This is a genomic window from Lelliottia sp. RWM.1 (assembly GCF_016859735.1).
In the GTDB taxonomy this organism is placed as follows: domain Bacteria; phylum Pseudomonadota; class Gammaproteobacteria; order Enterobacterales; family Enterobacteriaceae; genus Enterobacter.
Genome location: NZ_WLVC01000003.1, coordinates 189,939 through 203,319, shown reverse-complemented (window position 1 = coordinate 203,319; position 13,381 = coordinate 189,939). Strand labels below are relative to the sequence as shown.

Sequence of the window (13,381 nt, the reverse complement as noted above, 5' to 3'; positions counted from 1 at the left end):
TAGGATCGCGTTTTGGACATGTGTCCAGGTTTTTAGGGTGAAAAGGAAATTTATGTTTCGTCAGTGGTTAGCGTTAGTGATTATCGTGCTGGTCTATATTCCGGTTGCGATTGACGCAACGGTGCTGCATGTGGCCGCGCCGACATTGAGCATGACGTTGGGCGCAAGCGGTAACGAATTACTGTGGATCATCGATATTTATTCGCTGGTGATGGCCGGTATGGTGTTGCCGATGGGAGCGCTTGGCGACCGGATCGGATTTAAACGGCTGTTAATGCTGGGCAGTATCCTGTTTGGCCTGTCATCTCTGGCTGCCGCCTTCGCGCCAACGGCAGGGTGGTTGATTGCCGCTCGCGCCTCACTGGCTATTGGCGCGGCGATGATCATTCCGGCGACGCTGGCCGGGATCCGAACGCTGTTTGTTGAGGCGCGTCATCGCAATATCGCGCTTGGCGTGTGGGCTGCAGTCGGCTCCGGTGGCGCGGCGTTTGGCCCGCTGATTGGCGGCCTGCTGCTGGAGCATTTCTACTGGGGATCGGTGTTTTTGATCAACGTGCCGATCGTGCTGCTGGTGGTGACGCTTGCGGCTCGCTTTGTCCCTGTACAGCAAGGGCGACCAGAGCAACCGCTGAACATCAGCCATGCACTGATGCTGATCGTGGCCATTTTACTGCTGGTCTTCAGTGCTAAAACCGCGCTGAAAGGGACGTTGTCTCCGTGGCTGGTGGCCGTCACGCTACTGACCGGGGCAATACTGCTCTTCACGTTTGTGCGCATTCAGCTTGCCGCGAAAACGCCGATGATCGATATGCGCCTGTTCTGCCACCCGATTATCCTGAGTGGTGTGGTGATGGCGATGACGGCAATGATTGCGCTGGTCGGTTTTGAACTGTTGATGGCGCAGGAACTGCAGTTCGTTCACGGCTTCACTCCCTTTGATGCTGGAATGTTTATGCTGCCGTTGATGGTTGCCAGTGGTTTCAGTGGTCCGATTGCCGGTGTGCTCGTCGGACGCCTGGGATTGCGCATTGTGGCGACGGGGGGTATGGCGCTGAGTGCGTTGAGTTTCCTGGGCCTGTCTCAGCTTGATTTCAGTACTCAGCAATATGCGGCGTGGGCGTTGATGGTCCTCCTCGGCTTTAGCGCAGCAAGTGCCTTACTGGCCTCAACGGCGGCGATCATGGCGGCTGCGCCAAAAGAAAAAGCCGCTGCCGCAGGCGCGATTGAAACCATGTCCTATGAACTTGGCGCGGGGCTGGGGATTGCCATCTTTGGTTTGCTGCTCACGCGTAGCTTCTCGGCAACCATTACGTTACCGTCTGAACTGGATGCAACGCTTGCTGAAAAAGCGGCATCGTCGATTGGAGAAGCCGTGAAGGTGGCGCAAGATCTTGCGCCGTCGCTGGCGGAAGCCACCATTCAGGCGGCAAGAGCGGCATTTACAACCTCCCACAGCGTGGCTCTGGGCAGTGCTGGTGCGATGTTGCTGATTCTGGCTACCGGGATTTGGTTCAGCCTGGCACAGACGGACGATAAGAATTAACTCAATACAGATCACATTTTTAACAAGCGGTGATTGAACAACAGAAATGAAGTCCAGATAATCCGCCGAAATTGCCCATTTTTATTACGGCATGTTACTGCGCAAGCAGGCAAGACCAAAATAGAAATGCTCTCCCGTTAAGGGGAGCGTCTCTGTTTTGGTCTTTTTTTTTGCTTCAACACCAGGGAAACACCATGAACTATAACGAAATAGCAGAAAAAATCCTCCGGCATGTAGGAGGGGCAGAGAACATCCGCACGCTGACGCATTGCGCGACCCGATTGCGCATGGAGTTTAACGATCGTGCAAAAGTGCAGGATGAGGCGGTCAGCGTCATTCCGGGCGTGATCAGCGTGGTGGAGAAAGGCGGCCAGTTCCAGGTGGTGATCGGGAATGAAGTTCAGCAGGTTTTCCGTCTGCTTAACAAAGCGTTGCCTGAGAAAAAAGGGCGCAGCGAAGAGGGTAAAGACGGTAAACGAAATGGGGTGGTAGCGCGTGTTATTAGCGTGATTTCTACCACGTTTACCCCCGTGATCCCGGCGATTACCGGCGCGGGGATGATCAAAGCGCTGCTGGCGATCCTCAAACTGACAGGGTTGATCAGTGCCACCAGTCCAACCTATCAGTTGCTGAACGTGATCGCCGACGCGGCCTTCTTCTTCCTGCCGGTGTTGCTGGCCTACGGCGCATCGATGAAATTTGAGTGTAACCCTATTCTGGCGATGACCATTGCAGGCGTGCTGCTGCATCCTGGCATCGGTCAGATGATGGCAGCCGGGAAACCGGTCGATTTTATGGGCATCACTGTTCTTCTCTCCGACTACGCCGGGTCAGTATTGCCGATTATTCTGACGGTCTGGCTGATGTCGTGGGTTGAGCGCTTTGCGGAAAAAGTCTCACCATCGATCATCAAATTCTTTATCAAGCCGATGCTGATTTTGCTGATCACCGCGCCGCTGGCGCTGGTGGTTGTTGGTCCCGCAGGTATTCTGCTCAACGATCTCGTCGCCGCAGGTGCAGCCTCTATTGACCGCCACGCCAGTTGGTTAATCCCGATGCTGATGGGAACGTTGCAGCCGTTCCTGATCATCACCGGTACGGCCTGGGCTATGACACCGATTGCTACGGGACAGCTCAGCAAAAACGGTTTCGAAATGATTAACGGACCCGGCATGCTGGCGTCAAACATCGCAATGGGGGCTGCAACCCTGTGCGTTGCCATGAAAACCAAAAACAGCAACCTTCGCCAACTGGCGTCATCGTCTGGTTTTACTGCACTGCTGGGGATCACCGAGCCTGCGCTGTACGGGGTACTGCTCAAATTCCGCCGCGTATTGATTGCTGCAATGATCGGCGGGGGCTGCGCCGGAATGTATGCTGGATTAAGCGGGCTGGTTCGTTATGCCTTTGTCTCGCTAGGACTGGCGGCACTTCCAGCGTTTATCGGTGAAGATCCGATGAACATTGTCCATGCCCTGATAACCTGCGCGATCTCTATTGTGGTGACATTCACCCTGACCTGGATGTTTGCTTTTGAAGATGTTGCCGAAGAGAACACGGCATCAGAAATGCCAGCCTTGAAAAATGTCCCGGGCGACAGCGTGATTGTCAGCCCATTGAAAGGTGACGTTGTCACGCTTTCGCAGGTCAATGATGATGTTTTCTCCGGCGGTCTGTTGGGTAAGGGCATTGCCATTCGCCCACAGGAGGGCATCCTGAAAGCGCCGTTTGATGGCAAGGTGATGATGTTCCTGCCGTCATGTCATGCCGTTGGTTTGCAGGATGAAAAAGGGATGGAGCTGCTTATCCATATCGGTATTGATACGGTGAATCTCAACGGGCAGCATTTTACTTCATCCCTGAAGGTGGGTGATGACGTTAAAGCGGGCGATACCCTGATCGAATTTGATATCGCGGCGATTGAACGTGCCGGATACGATCTCATTACGCCGATTGTCGTGGTGAATGGTGAGGATGACGCCACACTGCGCATCACGTCAGCGACATCAGTGACATTCGGTGATGAACTGATGGTACAGACACAAACCGGGAGTGCGTCATGATCTACCAACACCGCACGGCGTTTCCGGAAGGGTTTCTCTGGGGCGCATCCACCTCTGCCTATCAGGTAGAGGGTGCATGGAATGAGGACGGAAAGGGACCTTCCGTGGTCGATATGCTGGCGCATCCTGAGGGGACGGCTGATTTTCATGTCGCCAGCGATCACTATCACCGGTTTGAAGAAGATGTGGCCCTGATGGCCGAAATGGGGCTAAAGGCGTATCGTTTTTCAGTGGCCTGGTCGCGGGTGATCCCGGAGGGGAATGGAGAGGTGAACCCCGCCGGGCTGGATTTTTATCGTCGGCTTATTGCGGCATTGTGCCGCCACGGGATCACTCCGGTAGTTACGCTTTACCATTTCGATTTGCCCTGGGCGCTGGAGCAGAAAGGCGGCTGGCTGAATCGTGATACCGTTGACGCCTTTGTCCGTTACGCCTGTCTGCTGATGAGTGAGTTTGGCAAGAACGTACCTCTGTGGCTAACCATCAATGAGCAGAACACCATGATTTTGCACCCTGGTGCGATTGGTGTTCCGCCAGACCGTGAACTGCCGGATAAGCAAGCGCTGTATCAGCAGAATCACCACATGATGCTGGCGCAGGCGAAGGTATTTGCGCTTTGTCATGAGGCGTTTGAGGGGCTAAAGATCGGCCCGGCGATTAACACCACCTCCATGTATGCCGAAACCTGCAAACCGGAAGATGCCATCGCCGCCCACAACTGGGAAACCCTGCGCTGCTGGAGTTTTCTCGATGTGGCGGTGCACGGGCGTTATCACCCGCTGGCCTGGTCCTATCTACAGGATCGGGAGATTGCACCGGAGATGTTACCAGGCGACGCCGCGATTTTACGCCAGGGCCGACCGGATTTTGTGGCCATCAATTACTACTCAACGGCAACCATAGCTGCCAGCCGTGGAGATGGACATGATGTCTCACCGCGTGCGGGAGACCAGCAAATTATGCTGGGTGAAGCAGGGGTTTACCGCCCGGCGGAAAACCCCTGGGTTGGGAAAACGCCTTACGGCTGGGTTGTTGACCCGGTGGGGCTGCGGTTGACCCTGCGTAAGGTCTGTGAGCGATATGGCCTGCCGATCTTGATCACCGAAAACGGGATGGGCGCGCCGGATAAACTGGAAGAGGATGGAACCGTCAACGATGATTACCGGATCGCGTTCCTGCAGTCACATATTCAGCAGATGCAACTGGCGATTGCTGATGGTGTCGATCTGATGGGGTACTGCCCGTGGGCAGCCATTGACGTGGTCAGCACCCATCAGGGGTATGCCAAACGTTATGGGTTTATTTATGTTGATCGCGGTGAACAAGACCTGAAAGCACTCCGGCGTATCCGTAAACGCAGTTTCTGGTGGTATAAGGATGTTATTGCGAGAAACGGTAATTCTGAGGATGACACTCAGCCATGATTGTGCAGAAGGTGCTTAATAATAGCCTGGTGCTTTCCTGTGATGACGATAATCGGGAAGTGATCGTCATGGGGAAAGGGATAGGCTTCAGCAGCCGACCTGGTGATGACATTGCGCCAGACAAAATCGAAAAACTGTTTGTGGTTCAGGAACACTCAAACCGTAAAGGGTATCTGGAGGCGCTATCCTCCATTCCCGATGATGTGATTGAAATGGCGGCGATGATCATCTCCCGAGCCAACGCTCAACTGAGTAACAAGGTTCGCGAGCAGATCTTCCTGACGCTGGCCGATCATCTGGTGTTTGCTATTGAGCGCTGCAACAAAGGTATTGCCATCCAGAACCGCTTGCTCTCAGAAGTCAGGCGGTTCTACCCGCAGCAGTATCGCGTTGCCAGCGACGCGGTGGTGGCAATCAATCAACAGTATGGTCTGCATCTTCCGGATGAAGAGGCGGGTAACATCGCGTTTCATCTGGTGAACGGCCAGACGCAGGGCGATGATGTGGCACAGACCATGCAGTCGGTAAAAATGCTCAAGGATATTTTTAACCTTGTGCAGTATCACTTCAAACGGGAGATCGATACTGAGTCTATCAACTACTCACGTTTTCTCATTCATATGCAGTTCTTTTTGCAACGTTTGCAGGAAGGTGAACGGGAGACATCCCGCGACAGTTTTCTGCTGGTGCAAATTATTAAAGAGTTTCCCCATGTTTACTGCTGTTCGTTGCTGATACGTGACTATGTTAAGTCGCAACTGGATATCCCCCTCGGCGGGAACGAACTGCTGTGGCTGACGGTACATCTTGTGAGGATCACCGGAGCAGATGAGCAATAACGCTATGTGATCGCACCGTGGATGGCGGGAACCGGGTCTCTGGGCTATGTTTTTAAAAGGATTATCTTACCCACGCTGGAAAATATGAGCCTGCATCAATGCAGTGAAACGCCCGCAAAATCCCCCCGGATAGCCGTACTGGCGGGCAGTGCGTTGGGGGTGGTGTTTGGTGATATCGGAACCAGCCCTCTCTATACCTTTAAAACGGTACTGTCTTTATCAGGGCACGATCCAACCCCTTCAGTGGTTTTGGGGTTGTTGTCCCTGATTATCTGGACCCTGATCCTGGTGACCTCTCTTAAATATGCCGCGTTTGCCATGCGAATCGATAACCATGGCGAAGGCGGCATTATGGCTCTGATGTCGTTGCTGGTGCGCAAGGGAAAAGGGGGGCGATGGGTAATTTTTGCCGCATTGATCGGCGCGGCACTTATTTACGGTGACGGTGCAATCACCCCCGCGATCTCTGTACTCTCCGCACTGGAAGGGCTGACGATTGTCATCCCGGAGTCACATCCCTATATTCTGCCTCTAACGGTCGTCATTTTGTTGGTGCTCTTTTGTATTCAGCCTTTTGGCACAGCGAAAATCGGCAAGGTATTTGGCCCGATAATGGCTCTGTGGTTTTTCGTCATCGCCGCGTTGGGGATATGGGGGATTATCCAGTATCCGGCAGTCTTACTGGCGGTGAATCCCTGGTATGGCATGACTTTTTTGCTCTCAAACGGGTTTGTCAGCTTTATGGTGTTAGGGGGCGTATTTCTCTGTGTGACCGGCGCCGAGGCGCTGTACGCAGACATGGGCCATTTTGGTAAGAAACCTATCTGGTTTGCCTGGTACGGTGTGGTGTTCCCGGCGCTGGTGCTCAATTACGCCGGGCAATCTGCTCTGATACTTGCCGGAGCAGACAGTAAACACAATATCTTCTTTCTGTTATGTCCTCCGGTGTTGCAGGTTCCGCTGATTCTCCTGGCGACGCTGGCGACGATTATCGCCAGTCAGGCCATCATCACCGGCGCTTTCTCGATGACCCGTCAGGCTATTCTGCTGGGCTGGCTGCCACGACTTCGCATTAAACAGACTGCCGCTGAAAGTTACGGGCAGATTTACATAGGAGTCATCAACGGGTTATTGATGGTGGTAACGATCGGGCTGGTTATCTTCTTTAAATCCTCCGATAAACTCGCCGCCGCGTATGGTATCGCCGTGTCGCTGACGATGCTGATGACATCCGGATTATTATTCGTCGCCATGCGCGAGGTATGGCGCTGGAGTCTGCTCAGTAGCGCCTTGATTGCCCTTGTGTTTCTCATCATTGATACCAGCTTCTTAGTGGCCAATATGATCAAGGTTCTGGAAGGGGGATATATTCCGTTGTTGCTGGCTGCTGTTATTTGTACGGTGATGGTGATCTGGAACCGGGGAATAAAAGCGGTATCACGAGCGGTCGGCGAAAAGGGGATCGGCATTGACCAGTTTTTTGCTCAGTTGAAGGCAGATGACATCCCAAGAGTTCCGGGTTCCGCCGTTTTTCTGACCCGAACGCAGCATAATACCCCGCCGGTGATGCACTGGCATGTTGCGCGAAACCGCGCGCTGCAACGCAATGTGTTCTCCCTGACGATAGATATTCTTAATGTGCCTTATGTTGACCCTCGTCAGCGGATGGTGATTACTCCGCGAGCACCGAATTACTGGCACGGTGTCGCGCAGTACGGCTTTATGGAACATCCGAATGTGCCTCATCTGCTGCAAGGGATGGGAGAAATGAAGGATCTGTTTGCCAGTGACGATGTGACTTACTACGTCGGCCATGAGACGATTGTGGCGCGTGAAAGTGCTACCGGAATGGCGTCCTGGCAGCGTAGCGCTTTTGCCTTTATGCAACGTAATTGCACGCATGTGATTAATCATTACCATCTTCCGAGCGACCGGGTGGTGGAAATCAGTCGGCGAGTGGCGATATGAATCAGAGTGAAAGCGAAATATTTCCCGCTTCCACTCTATCTGACGGGAGCCTTATACATCCTGAGCGGCGGCTAACACGCTGTGCAGTAAAACGTTAGCCCCTTTCTCCGACCATTCAGGGTAAATGCATTCGGCTTCGTTATGACTGATGCCTTTCACACACGGAATAAAGATCATGCTGGCCGGGGCGATCTTGCTGATGTAACAGGTGTCATGTCCTGCTCCGGACACCATCGGTTTTGATGAATACCCCAGTGCTGCTACTGCATTTTCGCTGCGAGCCAAACACCCAGCGTCAAATGCGATCGGGGCGTAATCAAAAATACGCTCAACGGTTGCCGTTACACCGCGTGCAGCGAGGTGCTCTGCGGCAGTGTGAAGTGCGGATTCCATTGCTTCCAGGACCGACTGCGCGGGATGGCGGAACTCTACACTGCACACCACCCTGGAAGGGACAACGTTGCGCGAATTGGGCGTGATCTGCGCCATACCGATAGTCGCGCGGCCGTCGGGCTCATGCTGATAGCCGATCTTTTCAACCTTCAGCGCCAGCTCGGCGAATGCGGTTAAAGCATCCCGACGGCTGTGCATCGGGGTCGTTCCGGCATGTGCGGCGAAGCCGTCCAGGGTTATCGTAAACCAGCGTTGTCCCATGGCGGCGCGAACCAGTCCGATATCAATGGCGTCATCTTCGAGAATCGGGCCTTGCTCAATATGCAGTTCGTAACAGGCGTGGAGTGGAAACGCACGGGCAGGGGTTTCACCGCGATAGCCGATATTGCCCAATGCTTCACTGACGGTGATCCCCTGTTTATCTGCGCGGCTCCAGGCGAAATCCTGAGTGAACTGACCGCTCCATACGCCCGACGACAGCATGGCAGGCGCAAAGCGTGCGCCTTCTTCGTTGGTCCAGTTCACCAGTACGATATCGCGTTCGGTTTCAACGTCGTTATCGTTCAGGGTGCGTAGCAGTTCCAGGCCAGCCATCACACCGTAGATCCCGTCATAGTTTCCACCGAGCGGTTGCGAATCCACATGCGACCCCGTCATTACCGGAGCAAGCGCCGGGTTTTTGCCCGCGCGGCGAATAAACATGTTGCCCATGCTGTCGACCTCACAGCTCAGGCCTGCTTCCAGCGCCCAGTCCCGAAGCAGGTTTCGGGCGATCCTGTCCTCTTCACTCAGCGCCAGACGGGTCACGCCACCGGCAGGCGTTCCACCAATTTGCGCCATCATTTCAAGCGTTGACCACAGGCGCTCTGCATTCACGCGGATCATGCTTTGTCCTTTTTACTGCGGTAACGGAAATCGCAACACGAACCACCCTGCATAATGGTGCTGGTGCGGGTCAGTTCGACATCTGGCGCGTAACCGACAATGAACTTCTCATCGCGGGCGCAGGAGAGCAGATGCCCAATCTCGCCCAGCCCCATTTCATGATACATCTCGGCATAACGGCAGCGCGTAACGTTGTAGTTGTACTGCTGTTCGTCGGCGTCAATGACCTTAACGTCGAGGGCGTTATCCTTCTCCCACAGATACTGGAGCGCGATAAAACTCTTCACATCCGTACCCTTGGGTTCCTGTCGGGCAAAGTGCTGCCCGGCGTCGATTGCGGCCTGCTCAATGGCCTCGCCAATCACGGCCTGAGCGCGTGTTTTTCCTATCTCGCGCACCAGGATTTCGTAAATTGGCTTAATAATTTCTGCTTCAATTTTGCGGCGGGCAAGAATACCCAGCTCATTATTATCACTCATCACATTGCCTCACTGCGTTACTTCGCTTTTGCGCCACCCAGAACGGTTTGTGGCTGCCATTTACCATCCACCACTTTGTAAACGGTAAATGATGGGGCTTTCAGGTTGCCTTCGTTATCAAACGCAATCTGCCCGGTAACGCCGGAATAACTGATTGCACGCAGGGCAGGCAAATACTCAGCCGGATCGACAGAGTTTGCTTTTTCCATTGCGGCAACCAGAACGCGTGTGGCGTCATAGGCGAACGGCGCATGCAGTTCGATGTGGGTGTGATAACGCGACTGGTACGCCTGTTCAAAGGCTTTACCGCCTGGCATTTGCTCAACTGGCAGACCTGGCTCTAGCGCCACCACTCCATTACCTTCTTGTTGCGCCAGTTGCAGGAACGTCTGGCTCACGAAGCCGCCTGCGCCCATCAGCGTGGCGTTCATACCCAGTTGTTTGATTCGACGGGCCAGCGGGGCAGCCTGGCTGTCCACGCCACCGAAGAAGATCAGGTCGGCGTTTTTACTGCGAATGGCGGTCAGCACTGCGCTGAAATCGACGGTTTTGTCGTCAACATATTGACGGTCAACAATGTTTACGCCTTGTGCTTTCAGCGATTTAATAAACTCGTCGGCCAGCCCCTGACCAAATGCAGTACGATCGTCGATTACCGCAATACGTTTTGCCTTGAGCGTATTCACGGCGTATTGACCGGCGAACTGACCGCCGTCATCGTCGTGGCCCATCACACGGAAACTGGTGTCAAAACCCTGTTTGGTATAGGCGTGACCCGTGGCAACCGGAGCGACCTGAGCGATACCGGCATCGTGATAGACACGTGCTGCGGGAATGCTGGTCCCGGTATTCCAGTGGCCCACAACACCTGCCACACCGTTGTCCACCAGACGTTGTGCCACAGCAACCGCCGTACGCGGGTCAGACTGATCGTCTTCGGATTGCAGCTTAAAGGTTACGGCTTTGCCGCCGATGGTCGGGTGCTGTTTGTTGATATCGTCGATCGCCAGTTGCGCACCGTTTTCCAGGTCTTTACCGATACGGGCAGATGGACCGGTTAACGGGCCTGCAAGGCCGATAAGCACCGTTTCACTGTCTGCTGACCATGCGCCCGTTGAGGCAAAACCACTGAGCAGAAGCGCGGCGCTAAGCGCACTGATTTTTACTGTTTTCATTGTTTTTCCCTGATGTTGGCTGGTGTGTTAAACGGGCATTTCGCCCAAATAAATGTGTGCTATCTGGTCGTCATCAAGCATCGCTTTTGACTGACCGTGATGCACAATACTGCCGCTGTCCATCACCCATGCGGTATCGGTGACGTTCAGCGCCAGACGCGCATTTTGTTCAATGAGCAGCAGGGCAACGCCGCGTTCACGAAGCCCGGCAATCACGGTGAAAATATTCTCCACCATCTTCGGGGCAAGCCCCATTGACGGTTCATCCAGAATCAGCAGGCGGGGGCGGCTGAGCAGCGCGCGGTTGAGCGCCAGTAACTGTTGCTCACCGCCGGAAAGCAATCCGGCAAGCTGATGCTGTCGCTCACCCAGACGCGGAAAACGCGCAAAAATCTCTGCCATTTCATGTTTTACGGTGACAGTGTCACGCCGGAGCCATGCGCCCATTTGCAGGTTTTCCAGGACCGTCATGCGTGCGAAGATCCCGCGTCCTTCCGGGACCATAACCAGCCCGTCGCGCAGTAACGCCTCGGCCTTATGCTTACGCACATTTTTACCGTTGTAGATAATGTTGCCGCTAAAGCTTTCCAGCCCGGTGATAGCCCTGACGGTGGAGCTTTTTCCTGCACCGTTTGCGCCAATCAGCGTAGCCTGCTCACCTTCCTGCAACGAGAAGGAGACATCCCGTACCGCCTGAATACCGCCGTAATGTACGTCCAGACGCTCAACCTTTAGTAATTCAGTCATGTGCATTGCCTCCCAGCCACGCGGCAATGACCGCCGGGTCGCGTCGCACATTGTCCGGCGTGCCACTGGCGAGTGTTTTGCCATAATCGAGCACGGTCAGGCGGTCACAAATCCCCATCACCAGCTTCACGTCGTGTTCAATTATTAACAGGGTTTTCCCGTCATCCCGAATGCGAACCAGTAGTTCACCCAGCGCCACTTTTTCAGCGGCATTCATCCCGGCGGCTGGTTCATCGAGCGCCAGCAGCAGCGGGTCGGTTGCCAGTGCGCGGGCAATTTCAAGGCGACGCTGATGCCCGTAGGCCAGGTCGCAGGCGCGGTAATGGGCGAATTTCGCAATGCCGGTGTAGTCCAGCCAGTGCCAGGCCTGTTCACAGGTGTTCGCCTCTTCGGCTCTGGCGCGTTTATGGCGAGTGAGCGCCGCCCACAGTCCGTTTCGGGTGCGCACATGGCGGCCCACCATCACGTTTTCCAGTACCGACATCTCATTGAACAGGCGCACATTCTGGAAGGTACGGGCGATCCCGGCCGCCGTGACTTTCTCGATCTGCTTTGGGAAATAGGGGGTATCTGCAATCGAAAATTCGCCGCTGTCAGCAGGATAAAGCCCGGTTATCAGGTTAAAACAGGTGGTTTTACCCGCGCCGTTAGGGCCAATCAGACCGTAGATTTCCCCTTTGTTAATGGACAGGGAGACGTTATCCACAGCGGTCAGGCCGCCAAAGCGTTTGGTCATATTACGAACGGTTAACAGGCTCATACGCTAATCTCCTTGTGACGCACTGGCCATATCCCGGAAGGGCGAACCAGCATGACCAACACCAGTGCCAGGCCGTAAAACAGCTGACGGAGGATTTCCGGGTCAATCAGGACTGTGCCGAACAGTGCCTGCTGAACCGGGGCCGCCTGGCTGCGGAGCAACTCCGGCAGGGCGGTCAACAGTACCGCACCGAGGATCACCCCGGGAATGTGTCCCATTCCCCCCAGCACCACCATCGCCAGCACTGCGATGGATTCCTGCAAAGTGAAGGATTCCGGTGAAACAAAACCCTGGAACGCGCCAAACAGTGCTCCCGCCACGCCGCCAAAGGATGCGCCCATTGCAAAGGCCAGCAGCTTATAGTTCCGCACGTTGATCCCCATCGCGCGGGCCACGTCTTCATCTTCACGAATGGCGTGCCAGGCGCGACCGATACGCGAGTGTTGCAGGCGCAGGCAGACAAAAATGATCGCCACAATCACCAGCATCAGCAGGTAGTACCAAAGCCACAGGGCGGGAACCTTGAAGCCAAACCAGTGATAAACGCCACTAAACTTGAGGCCAAAGAGGTTCAGCGTATCAACACCGGTAATGCCTTTCGCCCCGTTGGTGATATTGACCGGACGATCGAGATTTCGCATGAGGATGCGGATGATTTCGCCAAAGCCGAGTGTCACTATCGCCAGGTAATCACCCCGCAGCTTCAGTGTGGGGGCACCAAGCAAAATACCGCATACTGCGGCAACCAGGGCCGCGACGGGAATGATCACCAGATATGAGGTGTGAAGCCCATTCGGGAACCAGACACTGAGGCTCGGGAAGACCTCAGGCAGATGCGGAGAGGCCAGCAGTGCCGCCAGATACGCGCCGACGGCGTAAAATGCGATGAAACCCATATCCAGCAAGCCGGTATAGCCGACGACGATGTTAAGCCCCAGTGCCAGCATGATGTAAAGCAGGGCGAAGTCGATCACCCGCACCCAGTAGTTTCCGCCGAGCTGGCTGGCCACGACGGGCGCAATCAGCAGCGCGAGACAGAATAAGGTCATGCCGGGCCAGAATTTACGCGTTGTAGCAGGAGTCTGTAATTGTACGGTTGTCATCA

The 13,381-nt window shown here is 54.7% G+C and carries 11 protein-coding genes; 5 read left to right on the top strand and 6 right to left on the bottom strand.

Features of this window, described 5'->3' with window-relative positions; translation table 11 throughout:
• Positions 1-52 precede the first annotated feature (52 nt).
• The 5 genes from GF617_RS04245 to GF617_RS04225 all read left to right on the top strand — a co-directional run bounded on the left by GF617_RS04245 (position 53) and on the right by GF617_RS04225 (position 7,837).
• Complete coding sequence (locus GF617_RS04245) at positions 53-1,543, top strand: MFS transporter (protein WP_181623577.1); 1,491 nt, start codon at positions 53-55, stop codon at positions 1,541-1,543.
• A gap of 194 nt (positions 1,544-1,737) precedes the next feature.
• Positions 1,738-3,606 carry a beta-glucoside-specific PTS transporter subunit IIABC gene (locus GF617_RS04240; protein ID WP_203451156.1) on the top strand — a complete coding sequence of 623 codons (1,869 nt, stop codon included), beginning with the start codon at positions 1,738-1,740 and terminating at the stop codon, positions 3,604-3,606.
• A complete protein-coding gene (locus GF617_RS04235; protein ID WP_203451155.1) occupies positions 3,603-5,030 on the top strand; it encodes a glycoside hydrolase family 1 protein in 1,428 nt (475 codons plus the stop codon). Before GF617_RS04240 ends, GF617_RS04235 begins: the two co-directional genes overlap by 4 nt.
• Positions 5,027-5,869: a PRD domain-containing protein gene (locus GF617_RS04230; RefSeq protein WP_203451154.1), complete on the top strand. Its 843-nt coding sequence runs from the start codon at positions 5,027-5,029 to the stop codon at positions 5,867-5,869. Before GF617_RS04235 ends, GF617_RS04230 begins: the two co-directional genes overlap by 4 nt.
• 84 nt (positions 5,870-5,953) lie before the next feature.
• Positions 5,954-7,837 carry a potassium transporter Kup gene (locus tag GF617_RS04225; RefSeq protein WP_203451153.1) on the top strand — a complete coding sequence of 628 codons (1,884 nt, stop codon included), beginning with the start codon at positions 5,954-5,956 and terminating at the stop codon, positions 7,835-7,837.
• Between the two features lie 51 nt (positions 7,838-7,888).
• Here the strand turns inward: GF617_RS04225 and GF617_RS04220 are convergent, their stop codons facing one another.
• From GF617_RS04220 to GF617_RS04195, 6 genes are read right to left on the bottom strand one after another with little or no spacing between them, the layout of a single operon-like run.
• Positions 7,889-9,115, bottom strand: a complete 1,227-nt coding sequence (locus GF617_RS04220) for a Zn-dependent hydrolase (RefSeq protein WP_203451152.1) — start codon at positions 9,113-9,115, stop codon at positions 7,889-7,891.
• On the bottom strand, positions 9,112-9,594 hold the full coding sequence (locus tag GF617_RS04215) for an L-2-amino-thiazoline-4-carboxylic acid hydrolase (RefSeq protein ID WP_203451151.1): 483 nt from the start codon (positions 9,592-9,594) through the stop codon (positions 9,112-9,114). Before GF617_RS04215 ends, GF617_RS04220 begins: the two co-directional genes overlap by 4 nt.
• 17 nt (positions 9,595-9,611) lie before the next feature.
• Positions 9,612-10,769 carry a branched-chain amino acid ABC transporter substrate-binding protein gene (locus GF617_RS04210; protein ID WP_203451150.1) on the bottom strand — a complete coding sequence of 386 codons (1,158 nt, stop codon included), beginning with the start codon at positions 10,767-10,769 and terminating at the stop codon, positions 9,612-9,614.
• A gap of 27 nt (positions 10,770-10,796) precedes the next feature.
• Positions 10,797-11,516 (bottom strand): ABC transporter ATP-binding protein, encoded by a 720-nt coding sequence (locus tag GF617_RS04205; protein ID WP_203451149.1) that lies wholly within the window; start codon positions 11,514-11,516, stop codon positions 10,797-10,799.
• Positions 11,509-12,276, bottom strand: coding sequence for an ABC transporter ATP-binding protein (locus GF617_RS04200; RefSeq protein ID WP_181623568.1), 768 nt, complete (start codon positions 12,274-12,276; stop codon positions 11,509-11,511). The genes GF617_RS04205 and GF617_RS04200 overlap by 8 nt, the downstream gene beginning before the upstream one ends.
• Complete coding sequence (locus tag GF617_RS04195; protein ID WP_203451195.1) at positions 12,273-13,379, bottom strand: branched-chain amino acid ABC transporter permease; 1,107 nt, start codon at positions 13,377-13,379, stop codon at positions 12,273-12,275. Before GF617_RS04195 ends, GF617_RS04200 begins: the two co-directional genes overlap by 4 nt.
• Positions 13,380-13,381: the final 2 nt, after the last annotated feature.